Origin of the sequence: Bradyrhizobium sp. HKCCYLRH2060, assembly GCF_051168135.1 — a bacterium.
In the GTDB taxonomy this organism is placed as follows: Bacteria; Pseudomonadota; Alphaproteobacteria; order Rhizobiales; family Xanthobacteraceae; genus Bradyrhizobium.
Map to the genome: position 1 here is coordinate 151,789 of NZ_JBNPUK010000004.1, position 19,583 is coordinate 171,371.

Below are 19,583 nucleotides of genomic sequence, written 5' to 3' on the forward strand. Positions count from 1 at the left end.
TGCAGCATTTTTCAACATGTCGTTAAACATTTAAGCTTGAGATGGGTTGAGGACATGCGTCACATTTCTAGGCAGTGAGCGCATCGTTGCCGGGTGGCTCCATCCCCGGTTGGCCACACGGACATGCGCTCCAGAAACGGAGGTTGGCATGGTGTCGAGGGTTGAGGTTTCCGAGGACTTTCGGAAACAGGTGCTGGGTTACGGGCTGACGACCGCGCAGATCCTGTATCGGATGCCGGACCATCGCTCGCTGCTGCAGACCTATGTCTGGCAGAACTACGACCTGTTTCCGAAATTCCCTGCGCTGCAGGACTTCCTGGCGTTCTGGGAGGAGAAGATCGAGGGCCCGCTGTACTCGGTCACCGTGGCGCATTCCAAGCTGATCAAGCCCGCCGAACTGCGCGCCGTCGACGGCGTGTTCGTGCTGCATTGAGCTGACAACCACCGCTGCCGCCTCGTAGCCGGTGTCTTCCGGGGCGTGCGCAGCGCGAGCCCGGAATCCATCGGGCGGCAGAACGCGCGGGGGAATAGATTCCGGGCTCGTGCTGCGCACGCCCCGGAATGACGACCTTTGTTGGAGCGGCTGCTGGGACTCTCCAATATGTGCTACCCTCGCGACGAGGACACGCAGGGAGAGCGCCATGGCCAAGAAGAGCCGCAGCACCACATCATCGTCACGCGCCGCCGCGAAGGCTGCGCCGCGTAAGGTCGCAAAGACAAAGCCGACGGCGAAGAGTGTCGCCAAGACAGCCGCCAAGCCGGGCAGGGCGGCCACACCGTCCGCGCGCAAGGCGCTCGTGAGCAAGGGGCGGCCAGCACCGGCGCCGCGCCGGCGCAAGCAGAAGGTCGCGATCAGCCATCACCGCGAGGAGGACTTCAAGGCCGACGGCCTGCGCGCCTATGCGCATTATCGCGACCTCGGCATCGCCGACGCGACCCACGGTCTGGCGCGCGCGCATGTTATCCGCATGCTGCCACCGTGCAATCCGCAGGAGGTCTCCAAGCTGCACACCCACGCGGTCGACTTCCAGATGGTCTATGTGCTGAAAGGCTGGGTGAAGAGCTACCTCGAAGGCGTCGGCGAGACGCTGATGAAGGAGGGCAGCTGCTGGACCCAGCCGCCGAAGATCCGCCACATGATCCTCGACTATTCCGACGACGTCGAGCTGCTCGAGGTGATCCTGCCGGCCGACTTCAAAACCGTCGAACTGTCGACGTAAAGCCGACAGAAATGGATGGAAACATCCGCGACGCGGTGGACGGCGGTCCCATCGCGCGTGTGTGTTGACATCCGGTCTCGCGTCATTGGGACGGATGGGCCGGCAACGAATCCGTCAGACGTGTTCGTCGCGGGCTTGCGTAAAGGCGTACCCGTCCCGTTGCCGCGCTTCGTCGTCCAGTTCGCTCCGACCATTGCGTGCGCGCCTCGCACGCGTGCATCGATGCAGCCTCGCATCGCCAACGCGGGCGCCGGCTCGGCTTCAGGTGCAGGCCATCGCGAGGACATCGACTGGCTGCGCGCCATCGCGGTGCTCTCCGTCGTCGCATTCCATTTCGAGGCGCCGGCGATCTTCGGCGGCTTCGTCGGCGTCGACATCTTCTTCGTCATCTCAGGATACCTGATCACCGGCATCATCGCGGCAGAGATGGCGCAGGGCCGCTTCTCGTTCGCGCAATTCTACGAGCGGAGGGTGCGGCGGCTGCTGCCGGCGCTCTACGCCATGGTGGCGTTCGCGGCGCTCCCGGCGTCGCAGGACATGCTGGGCTCCGAGCGCGCCGAGTTCCTCCGTTCCGCGGCCGCCGTCGTCACCTTCACCTCGAACATCTTCTTCTGGCTGCAGTCCGGCTATTTTGACCACGCGGCGGTCGAGAAGCCGCTGCTGCATACCTGGTCGCTGGCGGTCGAAGAGCAGTTCTATCTGGTGCTGCCCGTGGTGGTCTGGGCCGTGCTGCGGCTGGCGCGCGGCCACAGGCTCGCGCTGCCGGTCACTCTCGCGCTGCTTGCCACAGGCTCGTTCGCGCTCGGCCTGATGCTGATGCGCGGCGGCGCGTCCGCGAGCGCGTTCTTCCTCAGCCCGCCGCGCGCCTGGGAATTCCTGCTCGGCAGCCTGGTCGCGATATCCGGCCTTCCCGCGCCGCGGCCGGGTCTCGTTCAGCGCGGCGCCCGCGCGCTGTCGCTGCTGCTGATGGCGGTGCCGATCCTGGCGCTGCGCCCCGGACCGGGCTTCCCCGGCGTCGACGCGCTGGCGCCATGCCTCGGCGCGGCGCTGTTCCTGTGGAGCGGCGCCGGCGTGGCCAATGTGCCGCGCAGCCCGCTGTCGCCGCTCGGTGTGGCGGCGTTCTTCGGCCGCATCTCCTATTCGCTGTATCTCTGGCACTGGCCGCTGTTCGCCTTCGCGCGCTTCGCCAAGCCCGGTCTCGCGCTCGACGGCTGGGAGCGGGCGGCCCTGTTCGTCCTCACGGTCGCGGTCGCCACGCTGTCCTGGCGCTTCATCGAGCAGCCGTTCCGCAACCGCCGGCTCGCGGCGACTCCGCGCGCCGCGTTCGGTCTTGCGGCGCTGGCGAGCCTGCTGCTGCTGGCCGGCAGCGGCGTCGGCCTGCTGCGCGCCGGCGCGGTGTCTGACAACGACCGCGCGGCGCAGCGGCTGGACGCCTACAATGCCTACGACATGAAGCCGGTCTATCGCTACGGCACCTGCTTCACGACACCGGACGGCCGGGTTGCCGAGGATTGTCTGCAGGCGGCGGCCGGCAAGACCAATGTGCTGCTGTGGGGCGACAGTTTTGCGGCCCACTACTATCACGGCCTCAAGGCCCAGCTCGGTCCGGACACCGTCAACATCATGCAGGCGAGCCAGCCCACCTGCATGCCGACCTTCAGCGCGGAGACGCAGGGCGTCGCGGCCTGCCGCGCCCTGGCGAGCCAGATGCGCGACTATTTCGCGCAAGCGCGGCCCGACCTCGTGGTGATGTCGGCGGACTGGCTGGAGAACGCGCGCCCGCCGCGGTTCGCCGGCATGGTGCGCGACCTCAAGCAGACGCTGCAACGGCTGCAGGAGGCCGGCATTCCGGTGGTCCTGCTCGGTCCCTCCGTGCAGTTCCGCGCGCGGCTGCCGTCGATGCTGGCACGCGCCACCCTGCGCGGCGTGACGCCCGATCCCGCGGCATTCGTCCGCTCGGACATCTTTGCGCTGGATGCCGCGATGCAGGCTGCGCTGCCGAGTGGCGAGGGCTTTTCCTACGTCTCGATCCTGTCGGCGGTCTGCGAGGACGGCCGGTGTCCACTCACGGTCGGCGACGTCCCGCTGTCCTTCGATCACGCGCATCTCACCGCGGCGGGCTCGCGCCATGTGATGGCCCGGATCGCGCCGCTGCTGCTTCCGCAGACGACGGAGCTCAGCTTACGTCAGCAGGCCGACGATCGCACCCATCAGACAGGTGGTGAGGGTGCCCGAGACGATTGACTTGATGCCGAGCGCGTTGATCTCGTCGCGCCGCGTCGGCGCCATGGTGCCGAGGCCGCCGATCATGATGCCGAGGCTGGCGAAGTTGGCGAAGCCGCACATCGCATAGAGCATGATCAGCCGCGCGCGCGGATCGAGCGCGCCTGCATCGAGCTTCGCCAGCTCGACATAGGCGATCAGCTCGTTCAGCACCGTCTTGGTGCCCATCAGGCTGCCGGCGGTGACGGCCTGCGGCCATGGCAGGCCCATCAGCCAGCATACCGGCGCCATGACGAGGCCGAGCAGCCGCTGCAGCGAGATGTCGGCGCCGCCGATGGCGGGCAGCAGCGACAGGATCGCGTTGGCGAGATGCACCAGCGCGACGAGCACCAGCAGCAGCGCCACGATGTTCATCAAGAGCTCGAGCCCGGCGCTGGTGCCCTTGACGATCGCGTCCATGGTCGAGGTGGCCTCGGTCCCGGGATCTGCGAGCGCGCCGCCGGTGAGCTGCTTCGAGGTCTCTGGCACCATGATCAGGCTGATCAGGATCGACGCCGGCGCGCCGAGCACCGAGGCGATGACGAAATGCGCGGCAGCGTCGGGGATCAGCGGCGCCAGCAGCGTGGCGTAGAGCACCAGCACGGTGCCGGCGATGCCGGCCATGCCGCCGGTCATGACGAGAAACAATTCGCTGCGCGTCATCTGCGCCAGATATGGCCGGATGAACAGCGGCGCTTCCACCATGCCCAGGAAGACATTCGCGGCCGTCGACAGGCCGACCGCGCCGCCGACGCCGAGGGTGCGCTCCAGCAGCCAGGCCATGCCGCGCACCAAGGGCGGCAGAACTCGCCAGTAGAACAAGAGCGTCGTGAGCACGCTCATGACCAGCACGATCGGCAGCGCCTGGAAGGCGAGCACGAAATCGGCACCGGGCGCCTTCAGCTCGAAGGGCAGGGCGCCGCCGCCGACATAGCCGAAGACGAACGAGGTGCCGGCCCGGGAGGCCGACGAGATGGCGCCCACGACATCGTTGATGGCGCCGAACGCGCGGGCGACGGCGGGGACCTTGAGCAGGACGATGGCCGTCACGAGCGTCACCACCAGCCCGAGCCCGGCCTGTTTCAACGACACCGCGCGCCGGTTTTCGCCGAGCGCCCATGCGATCGCGAGCAGCGCGACGATCCCGAACCCCGATTGCAGCTGAAGCATCAGATCCCCCGAACCCCGTTTCATTATGAGCGCAGGGAACTGCCGCGTGCAATGCCGCGCGGCCATGCGGGGCCCGCGATTGACAAGCCATGAGGGCTGCGTCACGCAGGCGCATCATGTCGTCCACCGTCCCGATCGGCGCGCGCGATCTCCTGAAGCAGAGCGCGTTCCTGTTCTTCCTGTCGTCCCGCAGCCTGTCGCGCTTTGCGAGCCAGATCGCGGCGGTGGCGATCGGCTGGCAGATCTACGATCTGACCGGGCGCGCCTTCGATCTCGGCATGGTCGGGCTGATCCAGTTCCTGCCAACGGCCCTGCTGGTGTTCGTCGCCGGCAGCGCCGCTGACCGATTCCAGCGCAAGCGCGTCGTGCAGCTCTGTCAGCTCGTCGAGGCGCTGACCGCGCTCTATCTGTGCTGGGGCGCCACTACCGGCCAGCTCGGCGAATTCCAGCTGTTCGCGGCGGTCTTCGTGCTCGGCATTGCCGGCGCGTTCGAGAGCCCCGCGACCGCGGCGCTGCTGCCGCTGATCGCGCCGGCCGGCACGTTACAGCGGGCGAGCGCGCTGTCGAGCGGTGCCGCGCAGCTCGCGACCATCGCGGGGCCTGCGATCGGCGGCTTCGCCTATGCGGTCGCGCCCGGTGTGCCCTACGGCATCATGATGCTGTTCTGGATCGGAGGCATGGCCCTGACCGGCCTGATGCAGGTGCCTGATGACGTGCCGGCCGAGCGGCTCGAGGGCAGCAAGGACGATCTGTTCGCCGGCGTCCGCTTCATCCGCGCCAATCCGGCGATCCTCGGCACCATCTCGCTCGATCTGTTCGCCGTGCTGCTCGGCGGCGTCACTGCGCTGCTGCCGATCTATGCGCGCGATATCCTCGACACCGGGCCGTTCGGGCTCGGCGTGCTGCGCGCCGCGCCCGCGGTCGGCGCGCTGGCGATGACGGCGGTGCTGGCGCGCTACACCATTCGGCGGCGCGTCGGCCTGCGCATGTTCCAGGCGGTCATCGTGTTTGGTGCGGCGACGGTCGTGTTCGCCGTTTCGCAGGTGATGTGGATTTCGGTCGCAGCGCTCGCCATTCTCGGCGCCGCCGACACGATCAGCGTGGTGATCCGTTTCTCCCTCGTCCAGCTCGCCACGCCCAACGAGATGCGCGGCCGCGTCGGCGCGGTGAACTTCCTGTTCATCAACGCCTCCAACCAGCTCGGCCAGTTCGAGAGCGGCGTCACCGCCGCGCTGTTCGGCGCCATGCCGGCCGCCATCCTTGGCGGCCTTGGCACGATCGCGATCGCGCTGGCGTGGATGAAGCTGTTTCCCGAGCTGAGGAAGGTCGAGCGGTTGGAGTAGCGGGCCAGCATCGGCTCGCGTCGGGGGAGAGAACGGGTTGTGACGACGGTTTCTCCGTCATTCCGGGGCATCGCGCAGCGATGAGCCCGGAATCCATAATCGCGACACGTCGTGTGGCGGAGAAGAGCGCCACATCCATCTCGCACCAAATAACCGCTCGCGGCTATGGATTCCGGGCTCGCGCTTCGCGCGCCCCGGAATGACGTGAGGAGAGAGCGGGGGCCGTGATCGGAAACGGCGATCAGCCGCGTCCGACGAACGGCATCTTCGTCGCCATCACGGTGATGAACAGGACGTTGGCGTCGAGCGGCAGGCCGGCCATGTAGGCGACGGCGTCGCCGACGGCCTTCACGTCCATCCGCGGCTCCGGCATCATGCGGCCGTCGGGCTGCAGCACGCCGCCGACCATGCGCTCGGTCATCGGCGTCTCGGCATTGCCGATGTCGACCTGGCCGACCGCGATGTCATAGGCGCGGCCGTCGAGATTCGAGGCCTTGGTCAGGCCCGTGATCGCATGCTTGGTCGAGGTGTAGGGCGACGAGAACGGACGTGGCGCATGCGCCGAGATCGAGCCGTTGTTGATGATGCGGCCGCCGCGCGGCGACTGGCCCTTCATGATGCGGAACGCGTGCTGCGTGCACAGGAACGGCGCGGTGAGATTGGTGGCGACCACCTGCTGCCATTGCTGCAGCGTCAGGTCTTCGAGCGGCACCGGCGGCGCGCCCATGCCGGCATTGTTGAACAGCACGTCGAGCCGGCCGTAGGTCGACTTCACGGTATCGAACAGCGCCGCGATCGAGGCGGGGTCCGTCATGTCAGCCGGCACGGCGAGGCTCATGCCGGACGGACCGAGCTTGGCGGTTTCCTCCAGCATCTCCTTGCGGCGCCCTGCCAGCACCACGGTGAAGCCGGAGTTCATCAACGCCAGCGATGCGGCGCGGCCGACCCCTGTGCCTGCGCCCGTCACCAGCGCGATCTTCTTTGCCGCTTCAGCCATGTTTCCTCACCTTCAATTCAAGCGTTTTGCAGTTTCAGTGTTTTGACTCGCTCTGAGTCTTATAGGGCGGCCGCGGGATGTTGTTATGCGCCGCGCGCAGGGCCGCCGACCAGCGCGAGCGGAGATCGTGGAAATAGGGCTCGCCGGCCTCGATGCGATGATTGAGGTCGGCCTCGCAGGCCTCCGCGCGCACCACCAGGACGTCGATCGGCAGGCCGACGCCGAGATTCGAGCGCATCGTCGAGTCCATCGAGATCAGGCCCGTCTTCAGCGCCTCGTAGAGCTCGACGTCGTAGTGCATGGCGCGGTCGAGCACCGGCTTGCCGTATTTGTGCTCGCCGATCTGCAGATAGGGCGTGTCGGTGGTGCATTCGATGAAGTTGCCGGCGGTGTAGACCATGAACAGCCGCATCCGCGAGCCCTTGATCTGGCCGCCGAACAGGAACGAGACGTCGAACGAGATGTCCTCGGCCTTCAGCGCCGGCCCTTCGGTGGCGTGCACCATGCGGATCGCCTTGCCGATCCGCTGCGCCGCCTGGAACATGGTCGGCGCGTTCATCAGCGTCTCCACCTCGCCGGTGTCGGGGTCTTCCATTCCTTCGGTCAAGGTCGACAGCACGGACTGGCTGATGGCGAGATTGCCGGCGCTGGCGACCGCCACGATGCGCTCGCCCGGATTGGAGAAGATGTGCAGCTTGCGGAAGGTCGAGACGTTGTCGAGACCGGCATTGGTTCGGGTGTCCGCGATCATGACGAGGCCGTCACGCACCAGAATTCCGCAGCAATAGGTCATCTCAGTCCCCTCGAGCCATTGCGCGAATTACTAGCGAAAATCGACGGTCCCTCCAACCCCGCAGTGCTGTAGCCCGGATGAGCGGCAGCCGGCGCCCGTAGGGCGCTGGTGGGAGCGATATCCGGGATCTCACGCGCTTTCTCGGAGAACCCGCATGTCGCTTCGCTCATGCGGGCTACGGGGCTACGGGCGCGCGTTCCGGAATTCAGGACTGGCGCTGCGACTGCGATTGCGACTGGCCGCCGCGGCCGACCTGCTCGACCTTCACCTTGACGGTGAGCGTCTCGGTGCCGCCGCCATAGCGGGTGCCGCGCACCGGCGCCGCGCCGAGATAATCGAGCCCGATCGCGACCCGGACATGGGCGTCGGTGGTGCAGATGCAGTTGGCGGCGTCGAAGCCGACCCAGCCCAGATCCGGCACATAGGCTTCCGCCCAGGCATGGCCGGCCTCCTGGTGCACCGCACCATCGGAGCGCAGGAAGTGGCCGGACACGAAACGCGCGGGGATGCCGGCGGCGCGCGCGCAGGCAATGAAGATGTGCGCATAGTCCTGGCAGACACCGCGCTTCAGTCCGAAGGCTTCCGCCGCCGAGGTGCCGCTGTGGGTCGGATCCTCGTCGAAGGTCATGTGCTCGTAGACCTGCGTCATCAGCGTGTGCAGAAGACCGAGCACGTCGCTCTCGGACTCCGCGCGCAGATCGCGCACGACTGCGGCCATGGCGGCATTGGCGGCCGTAAGCGGCGTCTGCCGGAGGAAGAAGCTGGGCGGGAAGCGCTCGTCCGCTCCCTTCAGCACGCCGCCGGTGTCGTGGGTCTCGACCAGACCCTCGGCCGTGATTGTGAGATCCTCGAGCGCGCCGTGCGTGATCACATGGGTGACGTTGCCGAATGCGTCCTCATGCATGTCGAGGCGGGAATCGGTCGACACGTCGATCTGCCACTCCGCCACATATTGGCCGTCATTGCTGCCGGGCGTCATGCGGATGATCTGGATGACGCCGGTCGCCGCCGGCTCGTAGCGGTAGGTGGTGGAATGGGAGATACGCAGGCGCATGGCGGTCGACCAGTCTTCGTCAGATGTGCTGTCCGCGGTAGCTCGTTTCACCTCTCCCTGAAAGGGGGGAGGAGGATCCCTCGGGCGGAGGGCAGGGCGCCGGGTGCCGGACGTGGTCTCGCAGACACAGTCCAGCGGGCCGCGATCGCTGTCTCCACTGCGCTCAGATCAGGTACTGCTTGGTGATGATCTCTCCGAGCCGCGAATTGTCGGCGATGAACTCCTGGATGAACTCGTGCACGCCATGCTGGAAGATGTCGTCCATGTTGGAGTGGTCGAGCCGGTTGCGGACGCCGCGGGCATGGCGCTGCGCCGCCCCCTGGCGGCCATAGGCGACGCCGATCTGGTCGAGATTGCGGACGAGGTTGCCGTAGCAGCTCGCCAGCGAGCGCGGCAGCGTGTCGTTGAGGATCAGGAGGTCCGCGATCAGCCAGGGCTTCAGCGTCTCGCGATAGACCCAGTGATAGGCCGTGAGCGCCGACACCGAGCGCAGGATCGAGGTCCACTGATAGTAGTCCAGCGGGCCGCCGACATGCTCCTCCTCGGGCAGCAGCACGTGATATTTGACGTCGAGGATGCGGGCGGTGTTGTCGGCGCGCTCGAGATGCAGGCCGAGCCGCGAGAACCAGTAGGCGTCGTTGCGCAGCATGGTCCGGTAGGCCGAGCCGTCGAAGCGCAGCGAGGTCTCCTGCACGAAGCGCAGGAAGCGCGCCAGCTCCTCGCGCGTCTTGGCGCCCTTGCTCCAGACTTCCTGCAGCTCGATCCAGGATCCGTTGAGGGTGTCCCACATCTCCGACGTCAACGCGGTTCGCACCGAGCGGGCGTTGAGACGGGCGGCCTCGATGCAGTTCTTGATCGAGGACGGGTTCGACTGGTTGAACGAGAGATATTCGACGACGTTCTGCTCGTTGGCCTCGGAGTAGTGCTCGTAGAAGCTGACATTGACGCCGGCGGTCATCAGCGCCGATTCCCATTCATTGGTCTTGCCGATATAGGCCGCGGGAAGCGCCGTGACGCGCAGGGTGGCGTCGATGGTGCGAGCAAGGTACTCGGCGCGCTCGACGTAGCGGGCCAGCCAGTACAGGTTTTCGGCGGTGCGCGACAGCATGGGCAATCTATGAGGTGCGGAGGAGACGGTGCGCTCCCTCTCCCCGTTCTTCACGGGGAGAGGGCTGGGGTGAGGGGCAGCCGCACGGGTGGTGCGAGTTGATGGACCTGTACCCCCTCACCCGGATTGCATCTTTCGATGCAATCCGACCTCTCAGCGCGAGCGAAGCTCGTCGTGCCCCCGCAGGCGGGGAGAGGTTGCAGCGAGCAAGCTCAGAACCCTGTGCAAACCAACTCTTACTCATCCAGCACCCATGTGTCCTTGGTGCCGCCGCCCTGGCTGGAATTCACCACCAGCGATCCCTCCTTCAGCGCCACGCGGGTGAGGCCGCCGGGCACGATGGTGGTGCGGTCGCGTCCCGTCAGCACGAACGGCCTGAGATCGACATGGCGTGGCGCCAGGCCGGACGCGACGCAGGTCGGGCAGGTCGACAGCGCGAGTGTCGGCTGGGCGATAAAACCCTCCGGCTCGCGCTTCAGCTTGTCGCGGAACGCCTCGATGGTCGCCTTGGTGGCGGCCGGGCCGATCAGCATGCCGTAGCCGCCGGAGCCGTGCACCTCCTTGACGACGAGCTCGCCGAGATGGTCGAGCACGTAGGACAGATCGGCCGGCTCGCGGCAGCGCCAGGTCTGCACGTTCTTCAGGATCGGCTCCTCGCCGAGATAGAACTTCACGACGTCGGGCATGTAGGAGTAGATCGCCTTGTCGTCGGCGATGCCGGTGCCGACCGCGTTGGCGAGCGTGACATTGCCGGCAACATAGGCCGACATCAGGCCGGGCACGCCGAGCGCCGAATCCGGTCGGAAGGTGAGGGGATCGAGGAAGTCGTCGTCGACGCGGCGGTAGATCACATCGACCCGCTTCAGCCCCTCGGTGGTGCGCATGAACACCTCGTCGTTCTTGACGATGAGGTCGCGGCCCTCGACCAGCTCGATCCCGAGCTTGTCGGCCAGGAACGAGTGCTCGTAATAGGCGGAATTGTAGATGCCGGGCGTCATCAGTGCGACGGTCGGCTCGGCCGAAGCGCTGAGCGGCGCCACCGAGCGCAAGCACGACAGCAATTCGTCCGGGTAGCGCTCGACCGGTGCGACGCGGTGGCGCGCGAACAGGTCCGGAAACAGCCGCATCATGATCTCGCGGTTTTCCAGCATGTAGGACACGCCCGACGGCGTGCGCGCATTGTCCTCGAGCACGATGAAGTCGTTGGCGTCGACGCGGACGATGTCGATGCCGGCGATGTGGATGTAGACGTCGTGCGGCACGTCCTGGCCGTTCATCTCCGGGCGGAAGACCGGGTTCTGGAAGATCAGGTCATCCGGCACCACGTTGGCGCGGAGAATGTCGCGGCCGTGATAGATGTCGCGCAGGAACATGTTCAGCGCCTTGACGCGCTGCTTCAGCCCCTTCTCCAGCAGGATCCATTCCTTGCCGGAGAGGATGCGCGGGATCACGTCGAACGGGATCAGCCGCTCCTGCGCCTCCGCCTCGCCATAGACCGCGAAGGTGATGCCGATTCGCCGGAACAGCAGCTCCGCCTCGTGGCGGCGATACTCCAGCGCCTCCGGCGGCGTTTCCTTCAGCCACCGCGACAGCTCCTGATAAGCCTGACGGACGTCGCCGCCCGGCTCGTTCATTTCGTCGAACGCAACTGCCATAGATGCCCGTGTGTCCCAGCCTCGCCATACACTGCATGACTCCTTGGGATGGTAGCAAGGGGCGGGCCAGCGCGATATGCATTCTCCTGCGGCATTTCGTGGGGGTTGCGAAAGCCGTGCCCGAAAAACCGGCTGCGTGGTGCTCAAATCCGCGGCATAGACTGCGACGTTCCGGATGACATTGGCGCCGTGGCGGGCCAAAAGAGACGCGAGATGCGAGGAGAAACCATGAGCGAGATCGTCACCGCGGGGTTGCTGGTCATCGGCGACGAGATCCTGTCCGGCCGGACCAAGGACAAGAACATCGGCTTCATCGCCGAATACCTCACCAATCTGGGCATCGACCTCAAGGAGGTTCGGGTGGTCTCCGACGACGAGCCCGACATCATCGCCGCGCTCGATGCGCTGCGGCATCGCTACACCTATGTGTTCACCACCGGGGGCATCGGACCGACCCATGACGACATCACCGCGGATGCGATCGCGAAGGCGTTCGGCGTCGGCATCGACCATCACCCCGAGGTCGTCGCACGCTTCCGCGAGCGCTGGAGCGAGCAGGAGCTCAACGAGGCCCGGCTGCGCATGGCGCGCATCCCCGACGGCGCCGAGCTGATCCAGAGCGCGACCATCCTGGCGCCCGGGTTCAAGCTCGGCAACGTCATCGTCATGGCCGGCGTGCCATCGATCATGCAGGCGATGATGGACATCGTCGCGCCGAAGCTGAAATCGGGCGTGCGCATGCTGTCGGAGACCGTGCGCGCCAATGCCCGCGAGGGCGACATCGGCGGTCCCCTGCGCGAGATCGCCAAGGCGCATCCGGACACCATCATCGGCAGCTATCCCTTCATCGACGAGGACCAGAAGCCGAACACGCATCTCGTCGTGCGCTCGCGCGACCAGGACAAACTGTCGGCGGCGATGGCGGCGGTGAAGGAGATGCTCGCCGGGCTCAACGTGACGCGCTAAAGCAGGTGCAGCTTTCGAGAACTCACGGACGAGACGAGATGCCAGACAAGACTTTGAGTGCAGAGGAGCGCGCGGGCCGGGCCTTCCCGGTGTCCTGGGACCAGTTTCATCGCGATTGCCGGGCGCTGACCTGGCGGCTGAACGAGATCGGGCCGTTTCACGCCGTGGTGGCCATCACCCGCGGCGGACTGGTGCCGGCAGCGATCGTGGCCCGCGAGCTTGGCGTGCGCGTCATCGATACGATCTGCATCGCGAGCTATGACCACACCAAGCAGGGCGAGCTTCAGGTCCTGAAGGGCATCTCGTCCGACACCGCCCAGCTCGGCTACGGCACGGGCAAGGGGCTCCTCATCGTCGATGACCTCGTCGACACCGGCAAGACCGGACGCATGGTCCGGGAGCTTCTCCCCGACGCCCATTTCGCCACCGTCTATGCCAAGCCGAAGGGGCGGCCGCTGGTCGACACCTTCATCACCGAGGTGTCGCAGGACACCTGGATTTTCTTCCCCTGGGACACCGCGCTGTCGTTCGCGCCGCCGCTGCGCGACGGGGCCGCGTGAGCTCAACCTCGTCATTGCGAGCGACGCGAAGCAATACAGAGCTGTGGACGGGACTCTGGATTGCCTCGTCGCTTCGCTCCTCGCAATGACGGCTGGTGGGGAGCGCCGCCATGCCGCTGCAGAACCGTGTCACCCCGACCGGCGACATCGTCGCCACGCCGCATCGCGGCCTGTTCACCGGCAATCGCGGCATCATCCATGATCCCGCGACGAAGACGCTGCTGAACAAGCGCTGGTCGAGTCCTGCCTGGCTGGTCTGCCTGTGCGACTTCCGCGGCAAGCGCCGCGAGGTGATGGCACGGCAGAGCTGGACCGAGCTGTTCTTCCTCGACGAGGCCACCGCGCTCGCCGCCGGCCATCGCCCCTGCTTCTACTGCCGCCGCGACGACGCCAAGAGGTTTCGTGCGGCGTGGGAGGAGGGCAACGGCGTCGGGGCTCTGCGCATCTCCGAGATTGATCGCGTGCTCCATCGCGAGCGCCTCGATCGCGGTCGCAAGCACCTGCATCCGCTGCCGACGCCGCTCGCCGCCTTGCCTGACGGGGCCATGGTGCAGGCAGGCGAGGAGAGCTTTCTGATCCGAAAAGGCAGGGCGCTGCCCTGGTCGGCGGCGGGCTATGACGCGCCACGCGCAGGGATCACCGATGCGTTGCTGCTGACCCCGCCCTCGACGCTGCGCGCGATCAAGGCGGGCTACGCGCCGGTGCTGCATCCGAGCGCGATGACCTGACCGTCGGGTGATCGAGGCGCCGTACGGATGTGCCGCGCGCAGCTCCGCGCGTCACCACGTGTAGCGCACGATGCCCTTGCCGCCGTAGCTGCGGGTCACATCCGAGAACTCGCCCTCGAAGCTCGCGGCGGCCGACCAGCCATTCCGCCACTTCATTTCAGCGGAGACCGTGGTCAGCGCTGAATTCTGCGCCTGCCGCGCGCCGTTGACGACGAAGGATGCGCCCGGAAGGGTCTGGAACGTGGCCCCGGCCGACCGGCTGGGGTTGAAGTCATAGGCCCAGGCGAAGCGGCTTCGCAGCGTGAACACGCCATCGGCCAACGCATAGGCCTTGTCGGTGCGCAGGCCCAGCTCCGACCGCGTATCGGTGACGTTCTGCGATCCAAAGCGCAGCGCGAACGTGTTGGCGCCGGAGACAGCATTCTCCGCATAGCCCGGCAGGCTGAACGTCGTGAATTGCGCCGCGGCGTAAGGCGTGATCCCGAACCCCATCCAGGGCGCCACGAAGCGATAGCCGCCCTCGACCCGGCCGGCAAAGGTGTTGGCGTCGAAATTCGCCCGGAGCTGGTCGACGCCGGCCACCGTCACGGTGCGGTTGGTGGTGATGTTCTGCCAGCCATACGCCAGTGCTCCCGAGATATAGCCTGCGCCGATATTGTGCCTGACGAAGGCGCCGGCCTGGAACAGGTCGGACCGGCCGCTGCCGCCATTGGCGACGCTGAACGTGGTGCCGCCGCCGGCCATCGAGAACCCGGCGATGGTGAACGGCGAGAAGCGATAGTCGGCGCCGACGGCCGTGCCGTAGAGGTTGCTGGTTGTGTTGTTCGAGCCGAGCGCGGTGTTGCCGTCGGTGGTCTGCGAGCCGCCGAACCCGGCTGCCCACACGCTCCAGCCCGGCCTGGCCACGGGCGCGGTCGGCGCCTTGGTGTAGATCGCGGCCAACGCGTCGTTCGGATTGCGCTTGGACGCAAAAGCGAGCGTCTCTTCCGCGTAGCCGATCGCGCCGCTGGGCGCAGAGCCCTGGTCGCCGCGGCCGCCGACGAACGGATCGGTCATGACGCCCATGAACTGCGTCATCGCATTGAACGTCGTCTGCTGCGAGCCGGTCGCGGTCTCGCCCGAAATCTGCGTCAGCCCCGTTGGCGTCAAACCGGTGAAGACGACGGGAATGCTGCCGTTCGTGTTGAAGTAGTTGCTGAGCGCGTTGCTGACGTTCTGCTGGTTGGTGCTCGCCGACGACGTGCCCATCGAGAGGTTGAGGAAGACATCGTTGCTGCCATAACTCAACGTCGAGGTGAACCCGGCTGGGAGGTTGGCGTTGGTGATGCCGCTGAACGTGCCGCTGACGCCGCCGGTGGCGGTGAGAATGGTGTATTGCTTGGAGACGTAGCTGCCGTTTGCGAAGGTCGCGGTAACGGCGGCGCCCCCGAGCGTCGCAGTGCCGGTGACGGTGGCGAACGACGCCGTAGTCGGATTCACCTGCACCAGGTATTGCGCGCCCGACTGGAACGCGAGGTTGCCTACGATAGCCATGGAGGACGCCGGCGTGCCGTTGCCCGGCGCGAACGAACCTGAGATCGTCGCGTTGGCGCCGGTGACGGTGCCATCTCCGCTCAGCGTGCCGAACGTCTTGTTGAAGCCGTTGAGATCCAGCGTGGCGCCGGACAGCACGCTGAAGACCGTGCTGGCACCGAACGCGCCGGCCGAACCCGCGCGCAGCGTACCTGCGTCGACGTTGGTCGCGCCGGTGTAGGTGTTGGTGCCCGAGAGCAGCAGGATGCCGCCGCCCGCCTTCGCCAGGGTGCCGGCGGAGGCGCCGTCGCCGACGATGCCTTGCAACGTGGTCGTGGTCGCGCTGGCTATGTCGATCGTCGACAGCCCGGCAATCTTGAAGTCGCGGCCGTTGGCGAACGTCGTCGTGCCGGTGACCGCCAATGTGCCGCCGTTGGAAATGATCACGTCGTTGGCGACGTTGCCGAGATTGGCGGTGGCGCCGACCGAGAGCGTGCCGGCGCTGATGTTGACGTTGCCGGTGAACGTATTGGTCGCCGACAGCACCAACGTGCCGATGCCGGTCTTGTTGATCGCCGTGTTGACGCCGCCGGTCGTCAGTCCGGTACCGCCGATGGAGTCGCCGTAGGTCACGGTGCCACCGGACACGCTGATATTGGCCGTCACGCCGCTCAGGAAGATGCCGGCGCCCTGCGCTGCGCCGGCCGCTGCCGAAAACCCGTTGATGGCGCTTGGCCCGATGCCGATGCCGGGGGTACCGGCGGCGCCACCGGTGACGGTGTTGCCCGAAATCGGCGAGTCGAGAATCGTCAGCGTGCCGCCGGTGGCGACATAGATGGCGCCGCCATTGGCGGCGCCGCCATTGCCGCCGGCGCCGCCGTCGGAGCCGGGCCCGGGGCCGCCCGAGCCGCTGGCATTGGTCGCACCGTCGCCGCCGGTGCCGCCGTTGCCGCCATTGGCGTTGCCGCTGCCGCCGGGATTGTTGTTGGTGTAGGTGTTGCTGTTGGTGGTGCCGGAGCCGCCGCCGCCACCACCGCCGTCACCGAGCGCGGCGCCCGCGGTGCCGGCCGTGCCTTGCGTGCCGGTATGTCCGCCCGTGCCGCCCGCGCCGCCGCCGCCGCTGGCGCCGCCGTTGTTCGCGGCGCCGCCCGCGCCGCCATTGCCGCCATTCACCGGGTCGGCCGCCGCATTCTGTGCGCTGCCGCCGTTGCCGCCACTGCCGCCGGTGGCGCTGTTGCTGGTGAAGGTCACCGCGGCGATCGTGACGTTGGCGCCGCTGCCGACCAGCAGGCCGCCGCCGGCACCGAGACCGCCGCCGCCGCCGCCGCCGGAGCCATAGGCCAGGCCGCCGCTATAATAGCCGTTCTGGCCGTTCTGGCCGTTGCCGCCGATCGCGGCCGTGTTGGTGATCGCCAGGCTGGAGATGTTCACGGTCGGCGCGTTGGCACCGTTGACGACGATGCCCTGAAACGAGGAGGCGCCGTTGATCGTCTGGCCGTTGCCGGTGATGTTCACCGTGACGTTGCTGTTCGCGGCCTGCAGTTGCGCAAGCGAGCTCGACAGCGTGAAGCCGCTGGTGATGTTGATGGTGACGGTCGAGTTGGCGCCGGCGGCCGCGACCGCTGCCACGGCCGTATTCCAGTCGGTCTGGTTGGCGACGTCGATCGCCAGGGCCTGGGTGCTCAGGAAAGTGCTTGTGCACAGGATCGATAGGGCCAGCCATCGCCGAGACTTTGATTTCGGCGCAGCAGTAATCGTTCTCGCAATGCAAGTCATCCCCATCCCCAGCAATGAAGGCAAACGTCAGATTTGAAACTGATGCAGGCGGCGGAAGCTTACCGCGTTAACAGGTAGTAACGAGATGAAATGCTCGTACATACATTGTCAAGAACGCGAAAGACACAGTGCTCTGCCAACGATGTTGCTGGGTGTTTTGATACCACGATTGCCGAAGTTGATCACGACGAGATGTCGTCCCGTCGGCCGTGAGTAGCTCCAAACTAACAGTAAGGTGCACATGAGCGCTGCGCACAGCGGGCCCAACGCTGCTGCTGATTCATCCGGAGTCTTACTGGCCGGTGCGCTCGCGCCAGCGCTCGTCAGCGTGCGAGAGGAGCCGTCCGGGAGCAGGCGGTGACCTGTGATGCTCCGCGGGCACCGCGGGAGTGGTGATGGGCGCCAGCATCGGTCGGCGTGCGCCGTCAATCGTGGCCGCTCAAGCGAACCGCTGCCGAGCCAGCTTTGCGCCGGTGCCGAGCGCCATCAGCTTGGCCTCGGCGATCTCGCGCCGCATCGGCGCCATGCCGCAATTGGTGGTGGCGATGATGTTCTCCTTCGGCACCACCTTCATGACGTCCTCGAGCGTCTTGCAGACGTCCTCGGCGGTCTCGATCGCGTCGCTGGCGACGTCGATGACGCCGGCCTGCACGATCTTGTTCTTGAGCAGGCCGAGCAGCTCGATCGGCACCTTCGAATTGCGGCACTCGACCGCGACCTGCTGGATCGTGCTGGCGTCGATCACCGGGAAGGTCTCCTCATACTGCCGCCACTCGCCGCCCAGCGTCTCCTTCCAGTCGGTGTTGGCCTTGATGCCGTAGCCGTAGCAGATGTGCACGGCGGTCGGGCAGGTCAGGCCTTCGGCGGCGCGCTCCAGCGCCTTGATGCCCCAGTCGCGCACCTCGTCCATGTAGACGTTGAAGGCGGGCTCGTCGAACTGGATCATGTCGATGCCGTCGTCGTGCAGCGCCTTGGCCTCCTGGTTCAGCAACTCGGCGAAGGCGAACGCCATCTTGACGCGGTCGCCATAGTAGTTGTCGGCGATGGTGTCGATGATCGTCATCGGTCCGGGCAAGGTGAACTTCACGGCGCGCGTCGTGTGCGTGCGCGCGATCCGCGCCTCGTCGCCATGGACGCGGCCCTTCAGCGACAAGGGTGCTACGACCTGCGGTACCATCGCCTTGTAGCGGTCCTTGCGGATGCCCATCTCGACCTTGTGGGCGAAGTCGATGCCTTCGACACGCTCGAGGAAGCCGTGCACGAAATGCTGGCGCGACTGCTCGCCTTCGGTGAGAATGTCGATGCCGGAATCCTCCTGCAGCTTCAGCGCCAGGATGGTCGCGTCGCGTTTGGCGCGCGCCAGCTCGTCGCCCTTCGACTTCCACGGCGCCCACAGCAGGTTGGGCTCGGCCAGCCATTCCGGCTTCGGCAGCGAGCCTGCGATGGTCGATGGAAACAGCATGGTCGAACTCTCCGGCATAGGGGGGCGGTCAGGCTTGAGCGCCTGTCTGCCATGGCTTACCCTTCAGGTACAGAAGAACGAAGCCGCCTCGCGTGTTCCGCAGCGCGGCATAATGGTCCGGGGAAGGAATCGGGGAAGGATGATCGATCTCCATTACGCGCCGACGCCGAACGGCTGGAAGATCTCGATCATGCTCGAGGAACTCGGGCTGCCCTATACCGTCATTCCCGTCGACATCCGCGCCGGCGACCAGTTCAAGCCGGACTTCCTGGCGATCAGCCCGAACAACCGGATTCCCGCGATCGTCGATCACGCGCCGGCCGATGGCGGCGCGCCGTTCCCGGTGTTCGAGACCGGCGCGATCCTGATCTATCTTGCCGACAAGACCGGCCGTTTCCTGCCGCAGGAGATGCGTGCGCGCTCGCGTGTCATCCAATGGGTGATGTGGCAGATGGCCGGGCTGGGGCCGATGATGGGGCAGCACGGCCATTTCGCGCTGTATGCGGCCGAGAAGATCCCTTATGCGATCCAGCGCTATCGTGATGAGGTCGCGCGGCTGTTCCATGTGCTCGACGTGCAGCTCGGCAAGACCGGCGCCTACGTCGCCGGCGATGACTATTCGATCGCCGACATCGCCTGCTTTCCGTGGATGATGACGCACAAGGCCCAGGGGTTTACGCTCGACGACTATCCCGGCATCAAGCGCTGGTACGCGGTGTTGCGCGCGCGGCCGAAGCTGCAGGCGGGGCTGGCGATCGGCAAGTTCGTCAAGGAGCCGTTCGACGAGCAGTCGCGTCATGTGATGTTCGGCGCGCGGGCGAAAGAGATGATCGAACGAGGTTCATAAGAAACCCTCATGGTGAGGAGCGCCGCAGGCGCGTCTCGAACCATGAGGCCACGACGCGGGCCTCATCCTTCGAGATGCGCGCAGTGCGCGCTCCTCAGGATGAGGAAAAACAGCCAGAACGGAAATCATC

At 66.5% G+C, this 19,583-nt stretch carries 16 protein-coding genes; 8 read left to right on the forward strand and 8 right to left on the reverse strand.

Annotated elements, in window-relative coordinates; all coding sequences use genetic code 11:
• Window positions 1-148: 148 nt before the first annotated feature.
• From ACQR10_RS11510 to ACQR10_RS11520, 3 genes are all read left to right on the forward strand, one after another.
• Entirely contained in the window at window positions 149-433 is a 285-nt protein-coding gene (locus tag ACQR10_RS11510) for an usg protein (protein ID WP_315801107.1), read from the forward strand.
• 208 nt (window positions 434-641) lie between these two features.
• On the forward strand, window positions 642-1,220 hold the full coding sequence (locus tag ACQR10_RS11515) for a cupin domain-containing protein (RefSeq protein WP_316215969.1): 579 nt from the start codon (window positions 642-644) through the stop codon (window positions 1,218-1,220).
• Window positions 1,221-1,442: 222 nt separating this feature from the next.
• The gene (locus ACQR10_RS11520) at window positions 1,443-3,464 is read left to right on the forward strand and encodes an acyltransferase family protein (protein WP_316215970.1); all 2,022 of its coding nucleotides are present in this window, start codon (window positions 1,443-1,445) and stop codon (window positions 3,462-3,464) included.
• Here ACQR10_RS11520 and ACQR10_RS11525 read toward each other — a convergent pair.
• Complete coding sequence (locus tag ACQR10_RS11525) at window positions 3,402-4,652, reverse strand: NupC/NupG family nucleoside CNT transporter (RefSeq protein ID WP_316215971.1); 1,251 nt, start codon at window positions 4,650-4,652, stop codon at window positions 3,402-3,404. The two genes, ACQR10_RS11520 and ACQR10_RS11525, sit on opposite strands and share 63 nt — an antisense overlap.
• A gap of 116 nt (window positions 4,653-4,768) precedes the next feature.
• Here ACQR10_RS11525 and ACQR10_RS11530 point away from each other — a divergent pair, with 116 nt between their 5' ends.
• The gene (locus ACQR10_RS11530) at window positions 4,769-5,995 is read left to right on the forward strand and encodes an MFS transporter (protein ID WP_315801103.1); all 1,227 of its coding nucleotides are present in this window, start codon (window positions 4,769-4,771) and stop codon (window positions 5,993-5,995) included.
• Window positions 5,996-6,236: 241 nt separating this feature from the next.
• Here ACQR10_RS11530 and ACQR10_RS11535 read toward each other — a convergent pair whose 3' ends face one another.
• The 5 genes from ACQR10_RS11535 to ACQR10_RS11555 all read right to left on the reverse strand — a co-directional run bounded on the left by ACQR10_RS11535 (window position 6,237) and on the right by ACQR10_RS11555 (window position 11,602).
• Complete coding sequence (locus tag ACQR10_RS11535) at window positions 6,237-6,992, reverse strand: SDR family oxidoreductase (protein WP_315801102.1); 756 nt, start codon at window positions 6,990-6,992, stop codon at window positions 6,237-6,239.
• Between the two features lie 34 nt (window positions 6,993-7,026).
• Window positions 7,027-7,785 carry a peptidase gene (locus ACQR10_RS11540; RefSeq protein WP_315714729.1) on the reverse strand — a complete coding sequence of 253 codons (759 nt, stop codon included), beginning with the start codon at window positions 7,783-7,785 and terminating at the stop codon, window positions 7,027-7,029.
• A gap of 205 nt (window positions 7,786-7,990) precedes the next feature.
• A complete protein-coding gene (locus ACQR10_RS11545) occupies window positions 7,991-8,839 on the reverse strand; it encodes a transglutaminase family protein (protein WP_315801101.1) in 849 nt (282 codons plus the stop codon).
• Window positions 8,840-9,002: 163 nt separating this feature from the next.
• Window positions 9,003-9,947, reverse strand: coding sequence for an alpha-E domain-containing protein (locus ACQR10_RS11550; protein ID WP_315801100.1), 945 nt, complete (start codon window positions 9,945-9,947; stop codon window positions 9,003-9,005).
• Between the two features lie 236 nt (window positions 9,948-10,183).
• Window positions 10,184-11,602, reverse strand: coding sequence for a circularly permuted type 2 ATP-grasp protein (locus ACQR10_RS11555; RefSeq protein ID WP_316215973.1), 1,419 nt, complete (start codon window positions 11,600-11,602; stop codon window positions 10,184-10,186).
• A gap of 228 nt (window positions 11,603-11,830) precedes the next feature.
• On the opposite strand from ACQR10_RS11555, the gene ACQR10_RS11560 reads away from it, so the two are divergent.
• The 3 genes from ACQR10_RS11560 to ACQR10_RS11570 all read left to right on the forward strand — a co-directional run bounded on the left by ACQR10_RS11560 (window position 11,831) and on the right by ACQR10_RS11570 (window position 13,856).
• Window positions 11,831-12,568, forward strand: coding sequence for a competence/damage-inducible protein A (locus ACQR10_RS11560; RefSeq protein WP_315759531.1), 738 nt, complete (start codon window positions 11,831-11,833; stop codon window positions 12,566-12,568).
• Window positions 12,569-12,606: 38 nt separating this feature from the next.
• The gene (gene gpt / locus ACQR10_RS11565; RefSeq protein ID WP_316215974.1) at window positions 12,607-13,128 is read left to right on the forward strand and encodes a xanthine phosphoribosyltransferase; all 522 of its coding nucleotides are present in this window, start codon (window positions 12,607-12,609) and stop codon (window positions 13,126-13,128) included.
• 110 nt (window positions 13,129-13,238) lie between these two features.
• On the forward strand, window positions 13,239-13,856 hold the full coding sequence (locus ACQR10_RS11570; RefSeq protein WP_316215975.1) for a hypothetical protein: 618 nt from the start codon (window positions 13,239-13,241) through the stop codon (window positions 13,854-13,856).
• Window positions 13,857-13,907: 51 nt separating this feature from the next.
• Here the strand turns inward: ACQR10_RS11570 and ACQR10_RS11575 are convergent, their stop codons facing one another.
• The gene (locus ACQR10_RS11575) at window positions 13,908-17,144 is read right to left on the reverse strand and encodes an autotransporter domain-containing protein (RefSeq protein ID WP_434908807.1); all 3,237 of its coding nucleotides are present in this window, start codon (window positions 17,142-17,144) and stop codon (window positions 13,908-13,910) included.
• Between the two features lie 439 nt (window positions 17,145-17,583).
• Window positions 17,584-18,606, reverse strand: coding sequence for a methionine synthase (locus ACQR10_RS11580; protein WP_316215977.1), 1,023 nt, complete (start codon window positions 18,604-18,606; stop codon window positions 17,584-17,586).
• Window positions 18,607-18,745: 139 nt separating this feature from the next.
• On the opposite strand from ACQR10_RS11580, the gene ACQR10_RS11585 reads away from it, so the two are divergent.
• Window positions 18,746-19,453: a glutathione binding-like protein gene (locus ACQR10_RS11585; protein ID WP_316215978.1), complete on the forward strand. Its 708-nt coding sequence runs from the start codon at window positions 18,746-18,748 to the stop codon at window positions 19,451-19,453.
• Window positions 19,454-19,583: the final 130 nt, after the last annotated feature.